General features: G+C 32.7%; 26 protein-coding genes. 13 read left to right on the top strand and 13 right to left on the bottom strand.

The genetic code is table 11. The features are described from left to right. Positions 1–26: 26 nt before the first annotated feature. From ACFCYN_RS08265 to ACFCYN_RS08255, 3 genes are all read right to left on the bottom strand, one after another. Positions 27–224 (bottom strand): spore germination protein GerPB, encoded by a 198-nt coding sequence (locus ACFCYN_RS08265; protein WP_098117208.1) that lies wholly within the window; start codon positions 222–224, stop codon positions 27–29. A gap of 13 nt (positions 225–237) precedes the next feature. Next, positions 238–459, bottom strand: coding sequence for a spore germination protein (locus tag ACFCYN_RS08260; RefSeq protein WP_172445664.1), 222 nt, complete (start codon positions 457–459; stop codon positions 238–240). A 197-nt stretch (positions 460–656) separates the two neighbouring features. Further along, positions 657–812, bottom strand: a complete 156-nt coding sequence (locus ACFCYN_RS08255; protein WP_098117210.1) for an aspartyl-phosphate phosphatase Spo0E family protein — start codon at positions 810–812, stop codon at positions 657–659. Between the two features lie 464 nt (positions 813–1,276). Here ACFCYN_RS08255 and ACFCYN_RS08250 point away from each other — a divergent pair, with 464 nt between their 5' ends. Further along, positions 1,277–1,651 (top strand): DUF1516 family protein, encoded by a 375-nt coding sequence (locus ACFCYN_RS08250; RefSeq protein WP_172445663.1) that lies wholly within the window; start codon positions 1,277–1,279, stop codon positions 1,649–1,651. Between the two features lie 43 nt (positions 1,652–1,694). Here the strand turns inward: ACFCYN_RS08250 and ACFCYN_RS08245 are convergent, their stop codons facing one another. Then, the gene (locus ACFCYN_RS08245) at positions 1,695–2,258 is read right to left on the bottom strand and encodes a DUF2777 family protein (protein ID WP_375948672.1); all 564 of its coding nucleotides are present in this window, start codon (positions 2,256–2,258) and stop codon (positions 1,695–1,697) included. Between the two features lie 438 nt (positions 2,259–2,696). Here ACFCYN_RS08245 and asnB point away from each other — a divergent pair, with 438 nt between their 5' ends. Further along, positions 2,697–4,544 carry an asparagine synthase (glutamine-hydrolyzing) gene (gene asnB, locus ACFCYN_RS08240; RefSeq protein WP_172445661.1) on the top strand — a complete coding sequence of 616 codons (1,848 nt, stop codon included), beginning with the start codon at positions 2,697–2,699 and terminating at the stop codon, positions 4,542–4,544. A gap of 248 nt (positions 4,545–4,792) precedes the next feature. On the opposite strand, the gene ACFCYN_RS08235 is transcribed toward asnB, so the two are convergent. From ACFCYN_RS08235 to ACFCYN_RS08225, 3 genes are all read right to left on the bottom strand, one after another. Then, a complete protein-coding gene (locus tag ACFCYN_RS08235) occupies positions 4,793–5,155 on the bottom strand; it encodes a P-II family nitrogen regulator (protein WP_069032963.1) in 363 nt (120 codons plus the stop codon). A gap of 12 nt (positions 5,156–5,167) precedes the next feature. Continuing rightward, positions 5,168–6,394: an ammonium transporter gene (locus ACFCYN_RS08230; protein ID WP_172447687.1), complete on the bottom strand. Its 1,227-nt coding sequence runs from the start codon at positions 6,392–6,394 to the stop codon at positions 5,168–5,170. Positions 6,395–6,625: 231 nt separating this feature from the next. Beyond that, positions 6,626–8,395, bottom strand: coding sequence for an alpha-glycosidase (locus tag ACFCYN_RS08225; RefSeq protein WP_375948669.1), 1,770 nt, complete (start codon positions 8,393–8,395; stop codon positions 6,626–6,628). 214 nt (positions 8,396–8,609) lie between these two features. Between ACFCYN_RS08225 and ACFCYN_RS08220 the strand changes: the two genes are divergently transcribed. Next, the gene (locus tag ACFCYN_RS08220) at positions 8,610–10,103 is read left to right on the top strand and encodes an alpha-amylase family glycosyl hydrolase (protein WP_375948668.1); all 1,494 of its coding nucleotides are present in this window, start codon (positions 8,610–8,612) and stop codon (positions 10,101–10,103) included. A 201-nt stretch (positions 10,104–10,304) separates the two neighbouring features. Next, positions 10,305–11,348 carry a LacI family DNA-binding transcriptional regulator gene (locus ACFCYN_RS08215; RefSeq protein ID WP_375948666.1) on the top strand — a complete coding sequence of 348 codons (1,044 nt, stop codon included), beginning with the start codon at positions 10,305–10,307 and terminating at the stop codon, positions 11,346–11,348. Between the two features lie 72 nt (positions 11,349–11,420). Here the strand turns inward: ACFCYN_RS08215 and ACFCYN_RS08210 are convergent, their stop codons facing one another. After that, positions 11,421–11,912 (bottom strand): YajQ family cyclic di-GMP-binding protein, encoded by a 492-nt coding sequence (locus ACFCYN_RS08210; RefSeq protein WP_172445657.1) that lies wholly within the window; start codon positions 11,910–11,912, stop codon positions 11,421–11,423. A gap of 123 nt (positions 11,913–12,035) precedes the next feature. Here ACFCYN_RS08210 and ACFCYN_RS08205 point away from each other — a divergent pair, with 123 nt between their 5' ends. Beyond that, on the top strand, positions 12,036–12,911 hold the full coding sequence (locus tag ACFCYN_RS08205; protein WP_172445656.1) for a CvfB family protein: 876 nt from the start codon (positions 12,036–12,038) through the stop codon (positions 12,909–12,911). A 400-nt stretch (positions 12,912–13,311) separates the two neighbouring features. After that, complete coding sequence (locus tag ACFCYN_RS08200) at positions 13,312–14,163, top strand: YitT family protein (protein ID WP_375948664.1); 852 nt, start codon at positions 13,312–13,314, stop codon at positions 14,161–14,163. 248 nt (positions 14,164–14,411) lie between these two features. Here the strand turns inward: ACFCYN_RS08200 and ACFCYN_RS08195 are convergent, their stop codons facing one another. Further along, complete coding sequence (locus ACFCYN_RS08195) at positions 14,412–14,543, bottom strand: DUF3941 domain-containing protein (protein ID WP_098117220.1); 132 nt, start codon at positions 14,541–14,543, stop codon at positions 14,412–14,414. Between the two features lie 217 nt (positions 14,544–14,760). Here ACFCYN_RS08195 and ACFCYN_RS08190 point away from each other — a divergent pair, with 217 nt between their 5' ends. Then, positions 14,761–15,570 carry a YitT family protein gene (locus tag ACFCYN_RS08190; RefSeq protein ID WP_172447685.1) on the top strand — a complete coding sequence of 270 codons (810 nt, stop codon included), beginning with the start codon at positions 14,761–14,763 and terminating at the stop codon, positions 15,568–15,570. A 78-nt stretch (positions 15,571–15,648) separates the two neighbouring features. On the opposite strand, the gene ACFCYN_RS08185 is transcribed toward ACFCYN_RS08190, so the two are convergent. Then, positions 15,649–16,878, bottom strand: coding sequence for a cytochrome P450 (locus ACFCYN_RS08185; RefSeq protein ID WP_375948662.1), 1,230 nt, complete (start codon positions 16,876–16,878; stop codon positions 15,649–15,651). A gap of 265 nt (positions 16,879–17,143) precedes the next feature. On the opposite strand from ACFCYN_RS08185, the gene ACFCYN_RS08180 reads away from it, so the two are divergent. Further along, a complete protein-coding gene (locus ACFCYN_RS08180) occupies positions 17,144–17,965 on the top strand; it encodes a BsuPI-related putative proteinase inhibitor (protein WP_375948661.1) in 822 nt (273 codons plus the stop codon). Between the two features lie 72 nt (positions 17,966–18,037). Here ACFCYN_RS08180 and ACFCYN_RS08175 read toward each other — a convergent pair whose 3' ends face one another. Beyond that, the gene (locus ACFCYN_RS08175; RefSeq protein WP_172445653.1) at positions 18,038–18,181 is read right to left on the bottom strand and encodes a hypothetical protein; all 144 of its coding nucleotides are present in this window, start codon (positions 18,179–18,181) and stop codon (positions 18,038–18,040) included. A 184-nt stretch (positions 18,182–18,365) separates the two neighbouring features. Beyond that, positions 18,366–19,181, bottom strand: a complete 816-nt coding sequence (locus ACFCYN_RS08170; RefSeq protein ID WP_172445652.1) for a Cof-type HAD-IIB family hydrolase — start codon at positions 19,179–19,181, stop codon at positions 18,366–18,368. A gap of 153 nt (positions 19,182–19,334) precedes the next feature. Here ACFCYN_RS08170 and ACFCYN_RS08165 point away from each other — a divergent pair, with 153 nt between their 5' ends. After that, entirely contained in the window at positions 19,335–19,517 is a 183-nt protein-coding gene (locus ACFCYN_RS08165; RefSeq protein ID WP_375948659.1) for a YjzC family protein, read from the top strand. 209 nt (positions 19,518–19,726) lie between these two features. On the opposite strand, the gene ACFCYN_RS08160 is transcribed toward ACFCYN_RS08165, so the two are convergent. Further along, positions 19,727–19,915 carry a YjzD family protein gene (locus tag ACFCYN_RS08160; protein ID WP_098117224.1) on the bottom strand — a complete coding sequence of 63 codons (189 nt, stop codon included), beginning with the start codon at positions 19,913–19,915 and terminating at the stop codon, positions 19,727–19,729. Positions 19,916–20,078: 163 nt separating this feature from the next. On the opposite strand from ACFCYN_RS08160, the gene ACFCYN_RS08155 reads away from it, so the two are divergent. From ACFCYN_RS08155 to fabF, 4 genes are all read left to right on the top strand, one after another. Further along, positions 20,079–20,804 carry an alpha/beta hydrolase gene (locus ACFCYN_RS08155; RefSeq protein ID WP_172445650.1) on the top strand — a complete coding sequence of 242 codons (726 nt, stop codon included), beginning with the start codon at positions 20,079–20,081 and terminating at the stop codon, positions 20,802–20,804. A 44-nt stretch (positions 20,805–20,848) separates the two neighbouring features. After that, entirely contained in the window at positions 20,849–21,655 is an 807-nt protein-coding gene (locus tag ACFCYN_RS08150; RefSeq protein ID WP_375948656.1) for a hypothetical protein, read from the top strand. Positions 21,656–22,007: 352 nt separating this feature from the next. After that, positions 22,008–22,943 (top strand): beta-ketoacyl-ACP synthase III, encoded by a 936-nt coding sequence (locus tag ACFCYN_RS08145; protein ID WP_172445648.1) that lies wholly within the window; start codon positions 22,008–22,010, stop codon positions 22,941–22,943. Positions 22,944–22,969: 26 nt separating this feature from the next. Beyond that, positions 22,970–24,208 carry a beta-ketoacyl-ACP synthase II gene (fabF, locus tag ACFCYN_RS08140; protein ID WP_172445647.1) on the top strand — a complete coding sequence of 413 codons (1,239 nt, stop codon included), beginning with the start codon at positions 22,970–22,972 and terminating at the stop codon, positions 24,206–24,208. Positions 24,209–24,232 lie beyond the last annotated feature (24 nt).

Genomic DNA, 24,232 nt, shown 5'->3' with positions numbered 1-24,232 from the left:
GCTTTCAATTTGCTGCAGGAATAAATTTATGTCTCTTGCGAAGTTTGAACGATTTGACCTGGTTCAGTAATTGGTGGTGCTGGTTCTAAATAATCTCCAGTATTATTCGTTATTGTTTTTGCATTTATATTTCCTGTTGTACCAATTTGAAAAACAGATGAGTTTACAATCCCACCAGTTTTCAGCTGATTAATAATAATTGTTTGATGTATATATATATTCAAACGACATCCTCCTTTACATGTTGCCAACCATTGGCTGATCCACTTGATCTTGGTCGTATACGTTCGAAATACTTTTATTATTATAAACTGTTACATTATCACCCGTATTAAACGAACCAGCACCGGCATATGTTTGTGCATTACTTTTAGGTGTTATATTATACGCGTCACCTATGTTAACTACGCCACTACTACCGATACTGACAATATTTATTACTCCAACATAAGCAGGCATGACTGTACACCCTTTGTTCTTTTTATGATTATGTATTATATGGCCATTTAACCTAAAACGTGATTGTAGACTACTTATTGTTAAGAAGTATTAATTTTAAATGAAGGAAAGTGAAGAATAGTAAAATAGAAAGATCTTATTAAATGGAGATAAAAAAATACTAGTCGCAATTAGAATGAACTAATCGCAACTAGTTATTAAGCTCTCTTTTTTGAAGAGGAAAAGGTCGATATCATATTCATGAGCCTGTCCAACTCTTGGCTACATAAAACTGTTTTCTTGTTCGTAAAGCCATATCGTCCCGCATAATATACCATTCGGGCCCGTTTTTTCTCTATAACATGAAGCAGCAATTTAGTCACCAACTTTGTTCAAGAATAGGGAATTATGTCTAGGTCTCACGATGTATGTAATGCTATTATACAAAATCATTTCCATATGAGAAGACATTCGCTAAAAGAAGTGTAAAACTTACAAAATACAACAATATTCATCTGCATTCAATCAATGGATAGTGGAAATTAATAGGTTTTTGTAGGATAAACTATACGGACTGTCGAAACGTAAGGTCCTATAGAAAATATTGAATTTATTTTCGACAGTAGATTACAATCCTAGATTAATATAATTTATAAATTTTAAAAATGAGTATTTTGTCCTGTGAGTTTTAACGGTTGATGGGTAGAAAATCACACCGTATTTTTTGAACAATTTGTGAATTTTTTTAAATCTTTACACTTTCCGATTCATCTTAATTTTTCCTTATTTATAGTCTTATGTTATGATTATTTAGAATATATATTTGGGAGGAAATGAAATGATTCACTTACATATTACATCGTGGGTAGTCGCTATTATTTTAGCTTTAATTGTTGGGCACGGTTACAAAAATGGTTGGAATGTTAAAGTTGCTCACATGATTTTACGTCTTTTATATTTCGTTATTTTAGGAACTGGACTGTATTTATTTATTCACATTCCTAATAAAGGAAATATGCCGTCAGATATGATGATGCTTTACAACATCAAAATGACACTTGGCATTATTATGTTAGGAGTATTTGAATACTTCACTGTGTCTTCTAAGAAACATCGTAAAATGGTTGTTCCTGCAACTATTTTTACAGTAATTATTTTAGGTTTATTATATTTAGGATTTAGATTACCTCAAGGTTTTCACTTCTTTGCATAATAAAAAACTGTCACAATATTAATTGTGGCAGTTTTTTTATTTTTTAAGAAAGCTGTGTTAATAGATAACGGTTTCCTGTTGCTTTCGTCAATTCAAATCTATGGTTTTGTTCTTCAGATGATAACCTGAATTGGTGATATACTGAACAAACTAATTCTCCGTTATCAAACACAATGAAATTTACTCCATCAGAAGGGGAATTTTCTGGTTGGAATGATAGAAAATTATGACAGTATAGACAATCGTATAAAGAAAAATTATGAGTATTTAGCAAGTAAGCTAAAGTATAAAACGATTCATCACTCAAATTTTTTAATAGTGTATCGAAGCTATATAAAAGTTTTCGTTGAATACGAAGGATATCACCATTTTGTAATTTTTTCTTTTTGGGATATTGAATTAGAAAATTTCCATTCTTTAAAGAAGCAGGAATCCATTCTTCATTTATAGAAACTTCGAACTCTTCATCGATGAGATCCTCAAGTAAAAACGCCTCATCAGTTTCATCATCGAAAAAGACCCATTCATCATTTATTTCTTCAATTGCTCCAATAGTGAAAGCGCGAGGTTGCTTTTGAAATAATTGAGATCGTTGCTTAAATTGCATTAAGTAACCTCCAGTTACAAGCGTTCTGCTGTTCATTTATTAATTTACATAAGTTCGATGAGAAGTAGTGATTCGGACATTTTATTGATACATAAAATAAAGTATTAATAATAGGAACCTTTTTTCATTCGAACCTTTTTTAAAATCTCGAATATTGTTTTAAATGGATAAAAGTTAACTCTATTTTCCGACCGATATTAGGATTTATTAACAATAATAGCTGCGTTTATTTCAATTTTAATAAAGCTGCTACTTTTTTCATTTATTGACATAACTTAACTATTTTATAACTATGCAAAAATTGAAAAAACGTATGGACAAATAATGATAAGTTATCAACTTTTTTTATAGATTGACGCACCTATTTTTAAAAGCATTAATACGATATAGAATTAACTTTAGTTTTATAGGGAAATAGCCCAGAAAGGAGAAAAAAGCATGTGCGGTATAACTGGGTGGGCAGATTTTCAAAAAGATTTATCAAAGGTAACCAATACTACAAAAAAGATGGCTGAAACATTATCGAAACGAGGTCCAGATGATACGAATATTTGGTCCACAAATCATTGTAGCTTTGGCCATAAAAGATTAGTAGTAGTTGATCCGGTTGGTGGGAAACAACCGATGCGTAAAGCAAGTGGAAATGTTACGTATACACTTTGCTACAATGGTGAGCTGTATAACACTGAGGATCTAAGAAGGGAACTCTTAAAGAGGGGTTATACATTTCAAGGTCATTCAGATACTGAAGTCCTTCTTACTAGTTATATAGAGTGGAAGGAAGCTTGTGTAGACAAATTTAATGGAATATTTGCATTTGCAATCTGGGATGAAGAAAAAGAAAGCTTATTCATAGCAAGGGACCGTTTAGGCGTAAAACCGCTATTTTATAAAGAAGATTACAAAAGATTATTATTTGCTTCAGAAGTAAAGGCGATATTAGCTAATCCAGAAGTAAAAGCGGAATTAACTGAAGAAGGGCTTTCAGAGGTTTTTGGTCTTGGACCATCTCGTACCCCTGGAAATGGCGTTTTTGATGGCATAAAAGAGCTTCGTGGTGGCCATGCAATGACGTTCTCTAGAAATGGACTTAAAGTATGGAAATATTGGGATGTTAAAAGTGATATTCATACAGATTCTGTTGATGAAACGATTGAGAAAGTGCGTTTTTACGTAGAAGATGCAATCGTAAGACAACTAGTTTCTGATGTACCGTTATGCACTTTTCTCTCAGGAGGAGTAGATTCAAGTGCAATTACAGCAATTGCTGCGAATCATTATGCTAAAGAAGGAAAAGGCCAATTAACGACCTATTCAATTGACTACGAAGAAAATGACAAATACTTTACATCAAGTGTATTCCAACCGAATTCAGATGCACCATGGATTGAGTTAATGTCTTCAACATTTAATACAAATCATCAAAGATGCGTCATTTCAAACGAAGAACTTGTGCAATATTTAGAAGAAGCTACAGAATGTCGTGATCTTCCGGGAATGGCAGATGTCGACTCTTCATTACTATGGTTTTGCCAAAAAATTAAAAACAATTTTGTAGTAGGTTTATCAGGAGAATGTGCTGACGAAATATTTGGTGGTTATCCTTGGTTTCATCGAGAAGATGATTTAAATAGACCAGCGTTTCCGTGGATGAGATCTACAGAGCTTCGTCAAAATCTATTAAAAGACGAATGGAGTAAGAAACTGAATTTAGCCAACTACGTTCAAGATCGCTACAATGAAACTGTAAGAGAAACGCCAATCCTCGAAGGAGAGAGTCCTTTAGAAGCTAAAAGAAGACAATTATTTTATTTAAATCGCCAATGGTTTATGGCTCAACTTTTAGATCGTAAAGATCGAATGAGTATGGGAGCAAGCCTTGAAGTACGTGTTCCATTTGCTGATCATCGACTTGTTGAATATGTTTGGAACATCCCTTGGGAGCTCAAAATGTATGGCAATCGTGAAAAAGGCATCTTAAGGAAGTCACTTGAAGGTCTGTTACCAGATGAAATTTTATACCGTAAAAAAAGTCCGTATCCAAAAACGCACAATCCAGTCTATACAAAATTAGTTGTTCAAAAATTAAAAGAAGCATTAAAAGACAAAAGCTCAGCTCTTTATGAATTTCTAGATAAGGAGCAATTAAATAGCCTAGTTCAAAGTGAAGGAAGAGCATTCCAAGTTCCGTGGTATGGGCAATTAATGTCTGGACCGCAGTTATTAGCTCATTTGTATCAAATTCATGTTTGGTTTAAAAAATTCAATATTAATGTAAAGGCGTAAAAAAAGAGGTGATTTTCACCTCTTTTTTTAGTTGGGTAAGGGCTTAATTAGAGGAGAAGTGGAATCGCAAATTAGATCGTAGGATTGTGAGTAAAGATGGAAAAAGGATAATTGCTAATTTTCATTAAAAAATAAGCCGGTTGGGGCACTAAAACGTCCGTAGAGGAACGGATGTAGCGGCTACCTATTAACCTCAAAAGTAAATTAAAATAAAAAACCTAGCCACTCAAAACGGCTAGGGTTTAAAATTAATAATCATTCTGTAAAGCGTCTCTACCTTCTTCCCCTGTGCGAATTTTAATCGCATTTTCAATAGGGTATACAAATATTTTTCCATCACCGGGTTTTCCTGTTTTTAACACTCTTTTCGCCTCATCGATTACAGCTTGAACGGGTACGTCACATACAACAATTTCGACTTTAATTTTTTCGTGTAAATTTATTGTTCGTTTTTTACCTCGATATACTTCTGTGTAGCCTGATTGCATTCCACATCCTAATACGTTTGTAACGGTCATTCCTGTAATCCCTACTTTTGAGAGGGCATCTTTTAAAACATCAAATTTATCTGGTCGAGTAATGATTTCGATTTTAGTTAGTTTAGCAGTCACTTTAATACCTCCTTATAAGCTTGCGTCGTGGTATGCTTTTTCGCCGTGTATTGATAAGTCTAGACCGAGGTTTTCTTCTTCTTGGTCGACGCGAATACGGATGAATTTGCTTATTACTTTTACGATGATAAAGGTGATCACTCCTGCAAATAGATAGGTTGCTCCGATTGCGAGTAGTTGTTTCCAAAGTAATGATAAATCACCATAAAAGACTCCGTTTGCTCCTGCGCTATTTACAGATTTTGTAGCAAATAAGCCTGTGGCGATTGCGCCCCATGTTCCACCGATTCCGTGGCAGCCGAATGCGTCTAACGCATCATCGTATCCGAATTTGTATTTTAAGTATGTTACTGCTAAAAAGCATATGACTCCACCTAAAAAGCCAATGACGATCGATGAGAGTGGAGTAACAAAGCCACAGGCTGGAGTAATTGCGACAAGGCCAGCTACTGCTCCACTGACTCCGCCCAACATTGTAGGTTTTTTATTTACATACCATTCAACGAGCACCCAAGCGACTGATGCGGAGGCTGCTGCAGTATTTGTATTAATAAATGCTGTTAATGCAACATCGTTTAAAGTTAGAGCGCTGCCGACGTTAAATCCAAACCAACCAAACCATAAGAGACCAGCACCTAACACAGTTAATGGTAAGTGATGTGGAGATGTTGAACCGAAATCTCTTCGTTTACCTAGAAGGAGTGCAAGGACTAAGCCTGAAACACCGGAGGAAATATGGACAACTGTACCACCAGCGAAGTCTAAAGCACCTAAATTACGAAGCCAACCATCTACACCCCAAACCCAGTGAGCTAATGGGTCATAAACGAATGTTGTCCATAAAAGGGTAAATAATAGAAATGCTGAAAATTTCATTCGCTCAGCAAATGCGCCTGAGATTAAAGCGGGAGTTAAAATTGCAAACATTAGTTGGAACATCATGAAAAGATTATGAGGGACTGTTGCGCTGTAATTATCATTTGGAGTAAAACCAACATCCTTTAAGGCTGCCCATGAAAAGTTACCGATTAAGTGATTTACATCGGGGCCGAATGCTAAAGAATAGCCTATTATAACCCATTGGATTGATACGATTGCCATAGCAGCATAGCTATGCATTGTAGTACTTAAAACATTTTTGCTTTTGACCATCCCGCCATAAAAGAGTGCTAGACCAGGCGTCATGATCATTACTAAAACAGTTGAAATAAAAAGAAATACACTATCTGCAGCTTGAATACTGTTCATTTTCATTCCCCATTTCTATAATGTTAGATTATATAACATTAAATGTTATATAAGTTATCATATTCAGAATATATGCAAAATTCAATAATAATTTCTTGAAAATAACAAAAAAATAATCTGAAAATTAATGTAAACGCTAACAATTATAAAAATGTAAGGAAATCTAACATTTAGTAAAGTGATGAATAAAAATACAGACTCAAGTGAATGAGTCTGTGTTAATTAAATGATTGAACCTACTTCTTCAAATTGCAAAATTAAAAAATCAGTTTCAGCAATGTCGATCGCAATTGAATCAGAATCCGTAGCGAATTGTTGTCCATTCCATAAATTTGTTATTCTTTTACCCTTCAAATTTATAGGTATTGAAACTGACTGTTTTTCAATTGAGTTATTAGCTATGATTAAAAAATGAAAATGATCATTTTTACGTTCATACATGAGGATACCGCTAAGATCAGTTTGTACCCAATTAAATTCCCCATCGTTTGCTAATACTGAGAACTTATTTCGTAAGGCAATTAATTTTTTTATTGAGTCAAATAACGTTAAATTGTACTGAGATTGGTCCCAAAGCATGCAGCTCCTGCATTCAGGATCATTGCCACCTTGTAGGCCAATTTCATCACCGTAGTATATACATGGCGTTCCAAAGAATGTAAACAAAAAAACATATAATAAAATAACCCTTTTTTCGTTTTGGTTACATTGTGTCAGGATTCTAGGTGTATCGTGGGAACCTAATACATTGAATAAAGCTTTGATAACAGTTAATGGATATGTGGCTATTAAATCATTGATTGAATTTTGAAAATTAGTGGTTGAGATTGTTTGGTAACCAAAATAAGCAAATAGTGATTTCATTAGTGGGTAATTCATAACAGAATCGAACTCATCACCCCTTAGCCATGGCATTGCATGATGCCAAATCTCACCTACTATAAACAAATCATTTTTTATTTCTTTCATTTTTTTATTAAAATGCTTCCAAAAATAATGATCAATCTCGTTAGCTACATCTAAACGCCAGCCGTCTATATTAAATTCCTTAATCCAATAAGAACCTATTTCGATTAAGAAATTTTGTACTTCTTTATTTTCTGTATTTAGCTTTGGCATCTCCTTAACAAAAGAAAAGGTTTCATAAGAGAGTTGATTGTTTTCGGTATAAAAGTGAAACCAATCATAAAATGCAGAGTTTTTTCCGTTTTGTAATGCATCTTGAAAAGGGGGGAATGATGCACTTGTATGATTAAAAACTGCATCAAGCATAACTTTTATATTATTTTCATGACATTTTTTAATTAATAATTTTAAGATTTTTTCATCTCCGAATGTAGGGTCCACTCGAAAGTAATTAATCGTATTATATTTATGATTTGAATTTGCCTCAAAGATAGGTGTTAAATAAATGCCGCTTATTCCTAAATTTTTAAGATAATCGATTTTTTGGATTATACCTTCTAGATCCCCTCCGAAATAACTTGAACTAGTTGGTAAAGTTGAGCCCCATGGAATTGAATCGATAGGATTATTCTTATTATTACCACTAGCGAATCGATCAGGGAAAATCTGATACCAAATTGTTTTATTTACCCATTTTGGGGGCGAAATTAAATTATTTTTGTGGAGAAATGCTAAAGTAAAACAATTCGATTGATCATTTTGATTAAATTGATTTGAGAATCCACTTTCACCATAATAAATAGAATTTTGGTCGTTTCTTAAATGAAAAATATATTTCATTCTTTTATTCGGAGGAATAACGTTTATTTCCCAGTAATCAAAAAATTCAGTAGAAAACGCAAGATACATTGAGAGAACCGATTCTATTTGCCAGCCCGAGTCATTAAATTTGAAAGGATCTCCGTAATAGAAACTAACTTCTTTGCAATCTCCTTTTTTTGTTCGAATTCTTATACGATAGGTTTTATCATCAATTGAAAAAGCATATTGATCATACGGTTGATGATAGATTGATTCAATTTGCATGATTCTCCCCTTTAAATTTTATTAATGGTTTAACTAAAAGGAATTAATGAAAGGATTAACTTGCTATCTAATTTGCTAACAGTATAATTAAATAGTGTGTGCAATCGCTTCCGTTTTATGAAATCAATATAACATTTGAATTTCATTGTAATATTTTGCACAATAGTTAGAGAGTGAATTTTGTACATGCGATTGACTTGCAGGGGGAGAAAAAATGAGGCGATTTGGTTTTATAATACTTGTGTCTGTATTATTTTTAAGTACATTACCAAGTATTAGTTTTGCAGAGAAAAATACAACAGATCTAAAAAAAGAAATGATTTACCGAATTTTAATTGATCGTTTTTTTGATGGTAATCCTAGAAATAATAAAAATACTGACCCGAAAGATTTAACAAAATCTCAGGGTGGTGATTTAGACGGAATTACACAAAAATTAGATTATCTAAAGGATTTTGGCTATACAGCTATTTCAATATCACCTATTTTTAAAAGCGATGAAAATTCATACGATGGATATTCAGTCGTAGATTTTAAAAAGATGGACCCAAGGTTTGGAACAATTGAAGACTTAAAAAAGTTAGTGAAAGAAGCGCATAAACGTAAAATTAAAGTTTTTATTGATTTTGTTGCTAATAATGTTTCACCTAATAGTGAATTAGCTAAAAATGCGAATTGGTTCAATCCAGAAAACAGTACAAGTTCAGAAAAGAAATGGATAAACGGACTTCCTGACTTTAATCAAGAAAATGCTGATGTAGCGAATTACTTAATTGATGCTGGTAAGTACTGGATGGATCAGGCTAGCTTTGATGGCTATAATTTACAGGAAGTAAATAATGTGCCTGTTTCTTTTTGGAAAACATTTAATCAAGAATTAAAAAAGAAAAATCCAAATTTTATTTTACTTGCTGACTTAAATGAATCAAGTGAAATGAATTATAGTAAATACGAGAATTTAGACTTTAATGGAATTTATAACGTTGATTTAGTAGGCGATTTAGCTAATACTTTTTCTTCACAAAATCAATCATTAACAGAAATAATGAAGCAACAAAAAGATTTAACTAAACAGCTTGGATCTACATTAATGATTAACTATGTAGACGATGAAATGACTAAGCGTTTTGTTTCAATTGCACTATCAAAGGGTCAGTACCCACCGTCAAGATTAAAGTTAGCACTTACTTATTTATTTACATCACCAGGTATCCCATTAACTTATTACGGTACTGAAATTGCATTAAATGGTGGAAATATACCGGATAATCGAAAAGGAATGGACTTCCGTACGGATCAAGATTTTTCGGATTATATAAAAAAACTGACAGAATTAAGAAGAACTTTACCTTCACTTACTAATGGGAATTTTGAAGTTCTTTATGATTCGAAAGGTATGACTTTATTTAAGCGACATGATAAAGATGAAACGACAATCATTGCAATTAATAATACTTCACTTGACCAAAAGGTTCATTTGAATTTTGACGTCGTTAAGAAATCAGATGAACTAAGAGGTCTTTTAGCGGATGACCTAGTTCGCCCGAATAAAAAAGGGTTTGATATTGTTCTGAAAAGGGAATCATCAAATGTTTACGCAGTTGCTCCAAAAACAGGCTTAAACATTGGCATAATCATTGCAATTCCATCGATTTTTGTAGCATTTATCATCTTTTTGTGGTTAGCAAGAAGACGTAATAAACAATAAGGATAGAAACTAGTTTGATGTGATTAGAATACTTGAAACGGTTATGTGAAGTATTCTAATCATCAAACAATATTGATAATCCACCATCTGGTTATGAACGAGGCATCGAAATTTAGAGTTGGCAAGACGTGGATTTTATTAAATAGCATCTAAAGAAAAAATGATAACGTTTACATTCATTCGTGAATAAGGGGAATTAAAATGACTATAACAATTAAGGATGTTGCGAAGAAAGCGAATGTAGCACCTTCAACGGTGTCTCGAGTTATCTCAAACAGCCCAAGAATTAGTGAAAAGACAAAAAGAAAAGTTAGAAAAGTTATGGACGAGTTAAATTATCATCCGAATTTAAATGCTAGGTCATTGGCTAATCGATCTACGAAATCAATCGGTTTAGTTTTACCACCTGCACTTGATACATCATTTCATAATCCATTTTTTGCAGAAGTAATTAGAGGTGTGACTGCTTACTCAAACCAAAAAGAATATTCTCTTTACTTTATTACAGGAAATAATGATGATGAAGTCGAACAATCTGTGATAAGAACGATTAGAGGTAGAAGAGTTGATGCGATTATTCTGCTGTATTCTAAGGAAAATGATAAAATCATTGATTATTTAAACGAAAATAACTTTCCTTTCGTACTAGTTGGTAAGCCAGACCATTCAATGGATGATATTACGTATATTGATAATGATAACTACTCAGCTGCTAGAGATGTTACCAATTACTTAATTGATCTTGGACATCGACAAATTGCTTTTATTGGAGGAGAAAGTAGCCTACTAGTAACCCAAAATCGTTTACGTGGCTTCCAAGATTCAATGAAATTAAATGGGCTACAAGTAAATGATGAAGCAATAATCTTTACTTCATTTACAAGAGATGGTGGAAGAAAAGCAGTAAACCAATTACTAGACATGCAAGAACTTCCTACTGCAATTGTAGTCACAGACGATGTATTAGCATTAGGGATTATAAGTGTATTAAATGAATATAATATTTCAGTTCCAAATAATATTTCAATGATTAGTTTTAATAATGCCATCTTTGCAGAATTAGCAAATCCACCTTTAACATCTGTTGATATTAACATTTATCAACTAGGTAACGAAGCGGCCAAAAATGTTATCTCAAAGATTGAAGAACCAGACGGTACTGAAAAAAGTATTATCGTTCCTTATAAACTAATCATCCGTGATACTTGTGCAAAGAATGAACGATTAACATTGGTGAGTAGTTAAGGGTAAAAGAGGAAATTTTCCCGCATGAAAAAGAGGATGAATTCAATTTCATCCTCTTTTTTTATGTATTCATTATCGGTAGTTCAAGAATTGAACATCAACTGATAAGTCCGCAGATTTTACAGCAGCGATGATTGATTGTAGATCATCTCTACTTTTTGCAGTTACACGGATTTGATCGTCTTGAATTTGTGATTTAACTTTTAGTCCACTATTTTTAATAATTGTATTAATTTTTTTAGCGTTATCTTTATCAATACCTTGAACTAATTTAGCTCTTTGTCTAACTGTACCGCCTGAAGCACCTTCAACTTTACTATAATCTAGGTTTTTGATCGGTACATTACGTTTAATTAATTTGCTAATTAATACATCTTTTAATTGCTCTAATTTATAATCATCATCAGAAATTAAGACTAGTTCTTCTTTTTCTAATGAAATTGAGCTTTTGCTTCCTTTGAAATCATAGCGAGTTGCGATTTCCTTATTAGCGAGTTGAATCGCATTTGAGACTTCTGGTAAGTCTACTTTTGAAACAATATCAAATGAACTTTCCTTTGACATAGATAGAATCCCTCCAATTCGTTAATACTTGTATTATAGTGTATGATAGACGAAGTAACAAACTTTCATTATGCATGATATAATAATTTTTAGTTTGGAAGTTTAGAGAGGATGTAACAAAGAATGAGTTTACAAGCAGGAGAGATTGTCACTTTAGAGTGCAGTCGAGTAACTGAAATAGGGTATATGCTTGCCCAAGGTCAAGAAGAAGTGTTTTTACATAATAACGAAGCATCAGGTGAAATTGAAATAGATCAAGAAGTAACTGTTTTCTTATATCATGATTCTAAAGGAAGATTATCTGCAACAATGGAAATGCCTTTTATTACGACTGAAGGTTATGGATTTGCTAAAGTAGTAGATAAACTTGATGGAGTAGGTGTTTTTGTAAACATCGGTATTTCAAAAGATATCCTATTAGAAAAAGGTGACCTTCCACCTCTTCAAGAAGTATGGCCTGAAGAAGGTGATGAAATTTTTTGTACGTTAAAGCAAACAAATCAAGGTAGATTATTAATTAAACTTGCAACTGAACCTGTTATGAAAGAGTTCTCAGTACAAGCTGAACCTAGTATGCTTAATAAAAATGTTTCAGGTATAATCTATCGTACATTACGAGTAGGGTCATATATTTTAACGGATGAACGATTTATCGGTTTTATCCATGAATCTCAAAGAAAAACTGAGCCACGTATTGGTGAAAGAGTTAGCGGACGCATTATCGATGTCAAAGAAGATGGTAGCACTAACGTTTCGCTATTACCTAGGGCTCATGAAGGTTTAGATCTTGAGGCAAATGAAATTTATGAATATATGATGAGTCGCGGTGGGGCAATGCCGTACTGGGATAAAAGTGATGCAGAGGATATAAAAGCGCGATTTAAACTTAGCAAAGCTGCTTTTAAACGAGCAATGGGTAGATTATTAAAAGAAAATAAAATCTATCAAGAAGACGGCTGGACATACGCAAAAGAACTTTTTGAGAAAAAAGAGCAATAATAATATTTAAACCACTTCAATAAGAGAAGTGGTTTTTTGTTATGAAAACATGAACGGAGTCTTTTTTGAACATAGCTTGAATACTAGGGAAAGTGGCTTAATTAACAGTGGAAGTGGGATAAAGACATTAATAGTTGCTTTTCGATCTTCATTGAAGACCAAACGGATTAACAATTGTTATTCTTCTCTAAGTAAAGGATATTAAAATAGTTTTTTATTGTAGACTTATTTGCTTGGAAATCAACATCAAAGGGCTTCCTTTACGGGAATTTGTATATGATTGAGAAGATTAGTTCTCAACAGCGTGAAAACCTACTTCTTTAATTGAAGTTGTTTTTTGCTATTATTTTACAACTTACAGGCATACTAAGTTTATGAATAATTAGGAGGCAACTTATAAGTGAGTGACAAAAAGGAATTGTTTATAAAAGTTCTTGTTGTAATATTTGGGGCATTAATGAATGCGTTTGCTATGAATTGTTTTTTAATCCCTGTAAGTGTTTATTCAAGTGGTTTTTCGGGGCTTGCTCAATTACTTTCAAATTTATTGAATGACTTTACTTCTTTATCGGCTTCTACTGGTATGTTACTTGCGATATTAAATATTCCTGTAATCATTTTAGCATGGAAAAAAATAGGTCCATCCTTTACGTACTTCACGATTTTAAGCGTTGGTATTACAACTTTATTTTTAGAGATTATACCAGTAACACCTTTATTTTCAAATGACATTTTACTAAACTCAGTTTTTGGAGGTTTAATCGTTGCTGTTGGGATTGGATATACATTAAAATTCGGTGCATCAACTGGTGGTTTAGATATTGTTGCGCTAGTGTTATCGCGTTCGAAAGGAAAACCGGTTGGTACATATTTCTTTTTGTTTAATGCGTTAATTATTTTAACGGCCGGTTATATTTATGGGATGGAAAAGGCTCTGTATACACTTATAAATTTATATGTAACATCTAGGTTCATTGATGCGATTCATACTAGTCATATAAAGGTGACTGCTTTTATTGTTACAACGAAAGGTGATGAATTACGTAAAGTGATTCATTCAAAACTAGTTCGTGGGATTACGGCGATTAATGCAAAAGGTGCATTTACGAATCAAGATAAACAAATATTAATGATGGTATTATCACGATATGAACTATATCATTTATCAAAAGTTATTAAGTCAGTTGATGAAAAGGCGTTTACAAATATTGTTCAAACGATTGATGTGTTTGGAGAATTTAGGAAGTTTTAGAGGTGAGAAGTAAGAGTTGGAAAGTTGTCTAAATTCTTGAAATAAATAGTTAAAAAAACTGTTCAACCTTACAAAATTGACTCGTAAAGTTGAACAGTTTTATTTTTTGAATCTTATCAATAATAAGGCTTTTTCTAGTTTTTAAAGTTCTTATTGTCTTTCAGAAATAAATAAATATACTTAAACTATTGGATGAAATTCTACGTTGAAAATGATGTTTTTTAAACTGATTAAATTAGGAATTAAAATTAAAGATGATCGACACTTTTAGAAAAAGATTTCTTACCAGCTTGTGCATTTTTTCTTTCTTGAGCATTTTTCTTTTCTCTTATTGCGTTATTATCTTTTGCTTTTTTGTCATTATCACTAGTATGTGGCATATCGAATCTCCTTTTATAAATGATAATGTTAGGTTTGCCCATATCATTTGAATTATGTATGATCGTACGTTTTTAACAGTCTGACAATGTAAATGTAAGTAAGGTATTATTTTATGGTTTCAACTTTTTTATATAGAGAGATTAGTTATTTTGTTTTTAGGAGGAAACAGAGTTGGTGGCAAGAAATAAAGAGCTTTTATTTAAGTTAGTCGTAGTAATGGTCGGTGGTTTCTTAAATGCATTTGCAATGAATTGTTTTTTAATTCCTGCTAATGTTTATTCAAGTGGGTTTGCGGGACTTGCGCAATTGCTTTCAAATATTATTACTGACTACACGCCGTTTACAGTAACAACGGGGATCTTATTGGCGTTATTAAACATTCCAGTTATCGTTTTAGCTTGGAAAAAAGTTGGTCGTTCATTTACTTATTTCAGTTTCTTTAGTGTAGGTGTTATGACATTATTTTTAGAAATATTACCTGTTAAACATCTTTTTTCTAGTGATATTTTACTTAATGCCGTGTTCGGTGGTTTAATTGCTGCGATTGGAATCGGTATTACATTAAAATTTGGTGGCTCTACTGGTGGGCTAGATATAATTGCCTTAGTTCTTTCGAAATCAAAAGGTAAACCAGTAGGAACGTATTTCTTCTTGTTTAATGCAATCATTATTATTACTGCTGGTCAGCTATATGGAATGGAAAAAGCTCTTTATACTTTAATCAACTTATATGTTACTACACGTGTAATAGATAGTGTTCATACGAGTCATGTTAAGCTAACGGCAATGATTATTACAACTAAAGGTGAAGAACTAAGAAAAGAAATTCATGCGAAACTTGTTCGTGGAATTACGCAAATGAACGCTACTGGGGCGTTTACGAAACAAGATAAAGATATATTAATGATTGTTTTATCTCGTTACGAATTATACGATTTAGAACGTATTATAAAAAAGGTAGACCCAAAAGCTTTTACAAACGTAGTACAAACTGTTGATGTGCTTGGGGAATTTAGAAAGATTTAAATAAGAATGTTATGACTAGCAAAAGTTAAATTTGCTAGTCATTTTTTATATCTCTTTTCTCTTTTAGATTTTAACTTCTTATTTAAAGACTTGCATTGGTAGAGAAGTTAAAGACTGCCCGGTAGCTGAAGCAGTTAAATTGTTTTCTAATTCAAACCCTTCCACAGGTTCAATACGAGAAAATTTTGTTAAGAAGACTTCTAATGCAATTTTCATTTCCAATCGCGCAAGAGGTGCACCTAAACAAAAATGAGGACCATTTCCGAAAGTTAAATGTTTTTTATTGTTTGAACGATGAATATGTATAGAGAAAGGGTCTTCAAACATACTCTCGTCCATATTGCATGCACTCATCCAAGCTATAACAACATCTCCTTTTTTTAAATCTATACCTAGTAAATTATTGTCCTGTTTGACTGTGCGATCTCTTCTAGACATATGGAAGCGATATCGTAGCATTTCTTCGACTGCGTTTGGTACTAATTCCATATTACTTCTTAGCTCTTTGTATAATAACTCATCATCATAAAGCAATGAATAAAAAGTATTCGCTATCGCATGGCTTGTTGTTTCAACTCCTGCACCTAAAAGTAACATTGTAACCTGGACAATTTCGTCATCTGTAAATTTTTCACCATCAACCTCAGCTTGGAGTAAGTCTGAGATAATATCATCAGAAAGATTCGCTCTTTTTTGAACGACAATTGGGTATAGAAATTGGAAATATTCTTTTGCAGCCTGTTGTTTTTGTAACTCAATTTCCTCAAGTCTTTCTTTGTCATATGGTTGGAAAAGGATATCTACCCATTTTTTAAACTGATATCGATCTTGAATTGGTACCCCAAATAAATCAGCGATAACTAGACTCGGTAATGGGGATGCAAGAGCTTCAACAATATTTACAATAGAGTTTTCTTGAATATCATTTACAAGTTCGGTTGCGATCTGTTGAATACGCGGTTCCCAGGCTTTTAAACTGCGGGGAGTGAAAGCTGCTGCTAATAAAGAGCGGCTCTTTCTATGGTGGGGAGGATCTATATTTGTAATGTTTGTTATTGAAGATTGTTCTTGTTTGTTTTTAGCCCCGACAAAAATAGTCGTTCGAGTACCTTCACTTGAAAAGAATTCATAGTTACTTAACACTTGTTTTACATGCTCATATTTAAATAAATTCCAAGTTTTTGTACTTTCATGATAATAAATTGGATGATGTTGTAGCATCTCCTTATACCATTCAATTGGAAAAAATTCGTCTGAACGTGATTTGAAATTTGTGATTTCTTTTACTGGAATGACTTCTTTATTCATTTTATTCCTCCTAGAAAAAGGATTACATAACCCATTTTTTATTTTTTTACTCCCTAATCTACATTAATGTAATCAGAGTAGTTTTTATAGAGGACATGGTAGTAGGACATGGAATATGAATGGAAATACTTTCAGTGGCATTAGTAGGAGTTTTATTTTGTGGCTGAACGAGATTTAATTAAAAGATTTCACTTAATTGTTAAAAAAATTTTCTAGATTGTTTGGTATAATTTAGCAAAAGGATCTTAAAAAGGTGGGGATTATTTTGAAAAAGGGAGCGATTCTCTTCTTAGCTTGTACACTGCTTCTTTCGGCATGTGGTGCAAATAGTGAAAAGGAAGTAAAACCAGCATCAAGTACAAAAGAAACAGTAACTCAAAATAATAGTATAGATGTGGAAAAATTTTCACCAAAGCTAGAAGTTACTGAAGCTAATGGACAAGTTACAATGAAATACTCACTTCACAACGGGAATACAATCCCTGCAAATTTTTCATTTTCATCATCACAAATAGTCGATTTTACAATTAAAGATGAAAGTGGGCAAGTTGTTTATCAATCTTCAAAAGATATGATGTATGCTCAAGTGCTTACTAATATAACTATTCCAGAAGGTAAGACACAGGTTTGGGAAGAGAAAGTAAATTTCGTTCATAATAAACTTCCGTATGGTAATTACGAGATAATCGCAAATTTTGTTTCAACAAAAGTTAATGATGAGGATCTGAATGGTGGAATTAAACCTGTTTCACAAACTTTTTCTTATCATCAAAGTTCAGCTGTGAACGAAGATGACTCGAAGATTATTGTAAGTGGCAAAAATGGTCAATATGCTGTTAAAGGGATGTATCTATCAGACGAGGATACAATTTATTACTCAGTTGAGGATGGACATAATAATTTAATTGATGAAACAAAGCTACCAATTAAAATGAAATCTGGTACAGTCAATTTAATTGATTTTAATGTAAATATTCCAAAAGAGGATTTACCTTCTAATGGTACTGTTATACTTGAGATTTACGAAAAAGGCAATGATGATCAAATTTCAAAATCAATGTCAATTACATTGCAACAATTTAAATAGAGCAGCGGTAAAGGTCGAAAAGAAAATAGAAAACAACCATGGAATAGTCCACGGTTGTTTCTATTTTAATGCTTACGCATTGAAGCTTTGACTATTATTCGCTTTTCGCTCTTCAGCTTCAGCTAATGTGAAGTGATAAGGGAACTTTTCAGAGTATTTTGTAACAGAATCAGAACTTTGTTGAATAAAGCGCTTAGACTTATTACTTTTGCCCATGAGAAATCCCTCCAAAATAGGAAAGCTTTTTTTTGTGACTTCATTAAGAACTTCCAATAGTAATTGATCGATATCAAAAATTAGATAATCCTTTTGTTGAAGTCCTTAATAGGTTGCACAAATTGTAAATTAATATGATTGGTTAATATTACTGATATTGTTATTAATTACTTATTAAGTTCTGTTATGATTTTAAATTAAAAAAATCTTCCAAGAAAATAGCGATTCCATCATTTTGATTAGAGAGGGTTGTGTGTTTTGCTAAGTTTTTTAATTGTTGTATAGCATTTTCCATAGCTACCCCATGTCCAGCATATTCAATCATTTCTAAATCGTTATCTTCATCGCCAAAAGCAATAATATTTTTTCGGGGAATATTGTAATATGAGGCTACTTTTTGCAAGCCAATCGCTTTATTCATACCAGCTTTAACAATTTCTATAATATGATGTGGCGCAGCCCAGCGACGATGATCAATTACTTCAGCATGTACATCCGATAAATGGTTACGAATGCTTGCGACATGATGCTCTTCACTATCAATTAAAAGGCAAGTTGGTGCATGTATAAGATTTTTAACTAAATCGCCGTGAATAATATCTTCTTTTAAATAATGGAAAAGTGGGATGATTTCCTCTTCATGTTTATGTGCATAAACATCATCCATTACTTCAGCGTACATATTTTTTAATTCATACTCTTTACAAGAATTTATAACTTCTTTTGCAACGTCTAATGGTAGAGATTCGTGAAAAACTCCCCATGAATGATCTAATGGGTGATGAACATAAGCACCGTTAAAATTTACAATTGGAGTTGTAAGATTCAATTGTTCGTAATACATTTTACTTGCTCTATAAGGTCTTCCTGTTGAAATGCATACTTCATGACCTGCATTTTTCAACTTTTGAATCGCTTTTAAAGTTCGTTCGGATATTGTTTTTTCATCCGTTAGTAAGGTGCCGTCTAAGTCGAGTGCAATTAAGTGTTTTGTTTTCATATTCATCACCTTTTTATTTTTTAATTTTGATCTATTAAAGAAAAAATATAATTGGATTTTACGCCAATATTTACTAATGATACCATCTTTTTAAAAGAAATAACTTTTATTTTAGAGGAACAATAAGAACCTAAATAAAAGGAGGAATGGATCATGGGACAAGCGCATCAATTTCGACCAGGCGATAAAGCACCGAATAATGGGATATATGTAGAAATCGGTGAAACTGGAAGCAACGTAAATCGACCTAAGCAAATTAAACTTCAAGCCGGAGAAGTTTTTCCTGATACACAAAACCATAATAGAAAATGGACATACAAATCAAAATTTAAATAATTTAGTAAGTAATGTGTTAAAAAAGGTAATAAAAAAGCGCTTTCGATTATTCGATCGATGCGCTTTTTTTTAGTTCACAACATCCAAAATTTCAAAAAAAGTAGTCGGGATTTTTGGATTCTATTAATAATCTATAACCATAAATGGTGGCATATGTATGTACCAAGTTGAACATTTTTGGGTGCTACAACATATGTTATATATAGATTTTAGTGGTGTTTTGCAACAGGTTCATTTGGAATTAATGCTTCGCTAATAACTGAAATCGCTACTGATAATACAACAGCCATAATTGAAGCAGTAGTGAAATTATATTCTCCGCCAGTCATTGAACTTAAAACATAAGCTCCCATTTGGCATAAAATAAAGCTCCAGAACAATGTCATAATAAAACGCACTTTAATCACTCCTATCTAGTTGGTTCTTATCATATTATATACCTAGAAAATTGATAATTGAAGTTATAATTAAAAAGTTTTAATTAAAAAAATAACTTAGGGATATTTTTATGCCTATTTTATAATTCCCCAAAAATAATACATTAATAATAAGGTGATAGGAATGCCTGTAACTGAGAGATTTTTTAAACAAGAAGATCAATATGCAGTTATTCATCTACCTATTAGACCGAATGGTTTCGGAGTTCTCTATATCGGTGGGAATACGCACTATGTGGATAGTAGTCACAGTTGCTTATTGCAGCATTTTGATAAAAAGAAGTTATTATCAACATTAACAGATGAAGGGTATACAGTGTTCACTTCAAATTTGTATGGAAAAAATTGGGGTTCCGATGATGCTGTCGAATTGGCCGAAAGCTTATACCATTCAGTTTTAAGAAAAGAAATATTGAATCCATTTATTCATATAATTGGGGAAGGTACAGGCGCATTAGTCGTATGTAAATTACTTGGTTATTTAAAAGGTAAAGTTAGAAGTATTTCATTATTAAATCCATCATTAAATTTAAAAAATGAATTGGATTTAGAAAGAGAAAATAAATTTTTCTATAAGAGAACAGTTCATGAAATTTTAAAAGCATATAAAGTCTCGGACCTCTATATGGTTATAGATAGAGAATGTTTTTTCTACGAAACCATCTCACCAATTAAAATCTATTCAACTACAAGAAATCATTTTAAATGGAAACGAGATATTCGACTACTAGAAGAAGAGCGGAATAAAAATAATTTACCTATTTCGATTTTGATTTCGTTAGAAGAGAAGAAATATGACTGTGGAAAGAACTTAATTAGGTTTTTGAAGAAACATCAGACTATTTTATAAGATAATTTTATTGATGTAAATTTCTGAAAAGAAGGAGGTTAATAATGAAAAGGTGTGCGGTTATTGGTTCTAGTGGGTTTATAGGATATGAGTTGGTCTGTCAATTAATGGAGTATACTGATGTAACAGCAGTATTGGTGGATAGAGGGAATGAAAGTGAACTAATTAGTGAAGAGAAGATTTTCTCCATTGGTAGAAACGCAAGAGTTGTTTTTTTAGATGAGGAACAATTTTTGTCAGAGAATGAGCAATATGATACCATTTTTATTTGCCATTATTATGACGAATTAAAGTTAAAGGGTACGACAAAAGATATGGAGATAAAAGATACAATCTTTAACAATATTAGTACAAAATGCAAAGACCTAATTATCTTATTATCTGCCAAAAATGAATTATCAACATTTGAAAGAAATATAAATGATTTAAGTGAGAATTTGAATAGTAATATTACGTTTATTGAAATTCCATCTCTATATGGACCTTGGGAGCCATCTTCCGGTTTAGTACATGAATTAATAGTTCAAGATTTAGGCAAAAGAAATGATTCAAAGAAAAATGTATACGGATCGAATGAAATTCTATTTGTAGAAGATGTAGGAAAAGCAATAAGAATTATTTCTGAGAAAGAATTAAAGGAACAGAAATATTTTATTACGGCAAAACAATGTATGTACTTACCAGAAGACGGAAATTTCACTGGAATACAAAATATGGTTGATGGAATAAAGTTCTCACAGATGAGAAATTATAAAGGTGCAACTCCTTTTGTAATTATTAATACTACTTCAATAGAAGAAGGTATACAAAAACAAAAGCAGCAAATTCAACAGCATTTTCATCTTTACTAATTAAAATGAATTGTGATAAATTCAAAAGGCTGAATCGAAGGAAATGGTTCTTTCTGAACTGTTTCCTTTTTTGTAGAAGAAAAATTGACGTATTTTCCAATTTTAGGTATAAGTAATAAGTGCAATTACACGTCAAATTTCATCTAAAGGATTGGAAATCGATGAATTTTCTATAGTGCAAAGTATGACAACTGTACTATATGCCGTGTTTTTATATGAAAGATCACTCTTTTTAACTTACTCTAGCTTTTAAGAGATAAAAATGTAGACAAAGTACTTTTTATTTCATAAAATTAGTACCAGGTAATAATAATAAGACATAAAAAAATAAAAACTAAGGCGGGATATTATTATGAATGCTGGAATTTTAGGTATTGGCTCATACGTACCCGAAAAAAAATTAACAAATTATGATTTAGAACAAATGATGGATACTTCAGATGAGTGGATTGTTAGTCGTACGGGTATTAAAGAAAGAAGAATTGCTAGTGACGAACAAGACACTTCTGATTTAGCATATGAAGCTGCAGTAGCGGCATTGAAAGATGCGGATGTTAAAGCTGAAGAACTTGACTTAATTTTAGTTGGAACTGTTACGCCAGATAAGTCGTTTCCATCTGTTGCATGTGTAATTCAAGAAAAACTTGGCGCGAAAAATGCTGCCGCAATGGATATTAGTGCTGCATGTGCTGGGTTTATTTATGGAGTTGTTACTGCAGCTCAGTTTGTAAATACTGGTACATATAGTAGAATTCTTGTAATCGGAGCTGAAAAGTTAACTAAAATTGTTAACTGGGAAGATCGAAATACAGCGGTTTTATTTGGTGACGGTGCAGGTGCAGCGATTATCGGACCAGTAAGTGATGGAAGAGGAATTCTTTCTTATGAACTAGGTGCAGATGGTACAGGTGGAAAACATCTTTATAAAGGTGGAGATCACTTAGTAATGAATGGACGAGAAGTCTTTAAATTTGCAGTTCGTCAAATGGGAGATTCTTGTGAGAGTGTATTAAAGTTAGCTGGATTAACTAAAGAAGAAGTAGATTTCTTAATACCGCATCAAGCGAACACACGAATTATGGACGCAGCAAGAGAAAGATTACAGCTTCCAAAGGAAAAAATGAGTGTGATTATCGATCGTCATGGTAATACTTCTTCATCTTCAATTCCGATTGCATTGGTAGAGGAGTATAAAAAAGGTAATATTAAAGAAGACGATGTATTAGTATTAGTTGGATTTGGCGGCGGATTAACATGGGGTGCAATTGCACTTCGATTCGGAAGATAATCTAGTTTGAAGGGAGATTTTTTGATATGAAAAAACGAGTTGTTATCACTGGAATAGGTGCGGTATCGCCTATCGGTAATGATATAGATACAATATGGGAAAGTTTAATGAATGGAAAGAGTGGAATTGGACCTTTAACTCGAAAAAATCCAGATGATTTTCCAGTAAAAGTTGCAGGAGAAGTAAAAGACTTTGATCCTGAAAAATATATTGATAAAAAAGAAGTAAAACGTATGGACCGTTTTACTCACTACGCAATCGCGGCTTCGAAAATGGCGTTAGAGGATGCTAACTTTACAATCAATGAAGAGAACGCTCCTAAAGTTGGTGTGTGGATCGGTTCTGGAATCGGTGGAATGGAAACTTATGAAGAACAGTTTAATACGTTCAAGTCAAAAGGTGCTCGTCGTGTAAGTCCATTCTTCATTCCAATGCTAATCCCAGACATGGCATCTGGACAAGTCTCGATTTTAACAGGAGCTAAAGGTCCAAACGGATGTACAGTTACTGCTTGTGCTTCTGGTGCAAGTTCGATTGGTGATGCATTTAAAATTATTCAACGTGGCGATGCAGTTGGAATGATTTCTGGTGGTGCAGAAGCACCGATTACTGATATGGGTCTTGCAGGTTTCTGTGCTGCTAGAGCTTTATCATTAAATCCAGATCCAGTTTCAGCATGTCGTCCATTTGACAATGCTCGTGATGGCTTTATTATTGGTGAGGGTGCAGGTATTGTATTCCTTGAAGAATTAGAACACGCGTTAGCTCGTGGTGCGAAAATTTATGCAGAAATCGTTGGATATGGTACAACAGGTGATGCACACCACATTACAGCACCAGCTCCAGGCGGAGAAGGTGGAGCACGTGCAATGAAAATGGCATTAGATGATGCAGGTTTATCAGTTGAAGACGTACATTATATCAATGCACACGGAACAAGTACTGAATTAAACGATAAATTTGAAACAATGGCGATTAAAGAAGTATTTGGAGAACATGCGTACAATGTACCGATTAGTTCAACAAAATCTATGACTGGTCATATGCTTGGAGCAGCTGGTGGTATTGAAGCAATTATTACGGCTTTAACAATACACAATAAAGTAATTGCTCCAACAATTAACCACCAAGAAACTGATAGCGAATGCGATTTAGATTATGTACCAAATGTTTCTAGACCATTTGATGTAAAAGCGGCTATCTCAAATTCACTAGGGTTTGGTGGACATAACGTAACATTAGCATTTAAAGAGTTTACTAAATAAATTAATCAATCATTTGAAGAAGCT

The organism is Gottfriedia sp. NPDC056225, assembly GCF_042267765.1.
Lineage (GTDB): Bacteria > Bacillota > Bacilli > Bacillales > Bacillaceae_G > Gottfriedia.
Note: the sequence above shows the minus strand (reverse complement) of the source record. Positions and strands in the feature narration are given on the sequence as shown.

Excerpts from the sequence above, each read along its gene's own strand:
- ACFCYN_RS08260 (WP_172445664.1), bottom strand. The coding sequence starts at position 459 with ATGCCTGCTTATGTTGGAGTAATAAATATTGTCAGTATCGGTAGTAGT.
- ACFCYN_RS08250 (WP_172445663.1), top strand. The coding sequence starts at position 1,277 with ATGATTCACTTACATATTACATCGTGGGTAGTCGCTATTATTTTAGCT.
- ACFCYN_RS08245 (WP_375948672.1), bottom strand. The coding sequence starts at position 2,258 with ATGCAATTTAAGCAACGATCTCAATTATTTCAAAAGCAACCTCGCGCT.
- asnB (WP_172445661.1), top strand. The coding sequence starts at position 2,697 with ATGTGCGGTATAACTGGGTGGGCAGATTTTCAAAAAGATTTATCAAAG.
- ACFCYN_RS08225 (WP_375948669.1), bottom strand. The coding sequence starts at position 8,395 with ATGCAAATTGAATCAATCTATCATCAACCGTATGATCAATATGCTTTT.
- ACFCYN_RS08220 (WP_375948668.1), top strand. The coding sequence starts at position 8,610 with ATGAGGCGATTTGGTTTTATAATACTTGTGTCTGTATTATTTTTAAGT.
- ACFCYN_RS08215 (WP_375948666.1), top strand. The coding sequence starts at position 10,305 with ATGACTATAACAATTAAGGATGTTGCGAAGAAAGCGAATGTAGCACCT.
- ACFCYN_RS08210 (WP_172445657.1), bottom strand. The coding sequence starts at position 11,912 with ATGTCAAAGGAAAGTTCATTTGATATTGTTTCAAAAGTAGACTTACCA.
- ACFCYN_RS08205 (WP_172445656.1), top strand. The coding sequence starts at position 12,036 with ATGAGTTTACAAGCAGGAGAGATTGTCACTTTAGAGTGCAGTCGAGTA.
- ACFCYN_RS08195 (WP_098117220.1), bottom strand. The coding sequence starts at position 14,543 with ATGCCACATACTAGTGATAATGACAAAAAAGCAAAAGATAATAACGCA.
- ACFCYN_RS08190 (WP_172447685.1), top strand. The coding sequence starts at position 14,761 with ATGGTCGGTGGTTTCTTAAATGCATTTGCAATGAATTGTTTTTTAATT.
- ACFCYN_RS08185 (WP_375948662.1), bottom strand. The coding sequence starts at position 16,878 with ATGAATAAAGAAGTCATTCCAGTAAAAGAAATCACAAATTTCAAATCA.
- ACFCYN_RS08175 (WP_172445653.1), bottom strand. The coding sequence starts at position 18,181 with ATGGGCAAAAGTAATAAGTCTAAGCGCTTTATTCAACAAAGTTCTGAT.
- ACFCYN_RS08170 (WP_172445652.1), bottom strand. The coding sequence starts at position 19,181 with ATGAAAACAAAACACTTAATTGCACTCGACTTAGACGGCACCTTACTA.
- ACFCYN_RS08165 (WP_375948659.1), top strand. The coding sequence starts at position 19,335 with ATGGGACAAGCGCATCAATTTCGACCAGGCGATAAAGCACCGAATAAT.
- ACFCYN_RS08155 (WP_172445650.1), top strand. The coding sequence starts at position 20,079 with ATGCCTGTAACTGAGAGATTTTTTAAACAAGAAGATCAATATGCAGTT.
- ACFCYN_RS08150 (WP_375948656.1), top strand. The coding sequence starts at position 20,849 with ATGAAAAGGTGTGCGGTTATTGGTTCTAGTGGGTTTATAGGATATGAG.
- ACFCYN_RS08145 (WP_172445648.1), top strand. The coding sequence starts at position 22,008 with ATGAATGCTGGAATTTTAGGTATTGGCTCATACGTACCCGAAAAAAAA.
- fabF (WP_172445647.1), top strand. The coding sequence starts at position 22,970 with ATGAAAAAACGAGTTGTTATCACTGGAATAGGTGCGGTATCGCCTATC.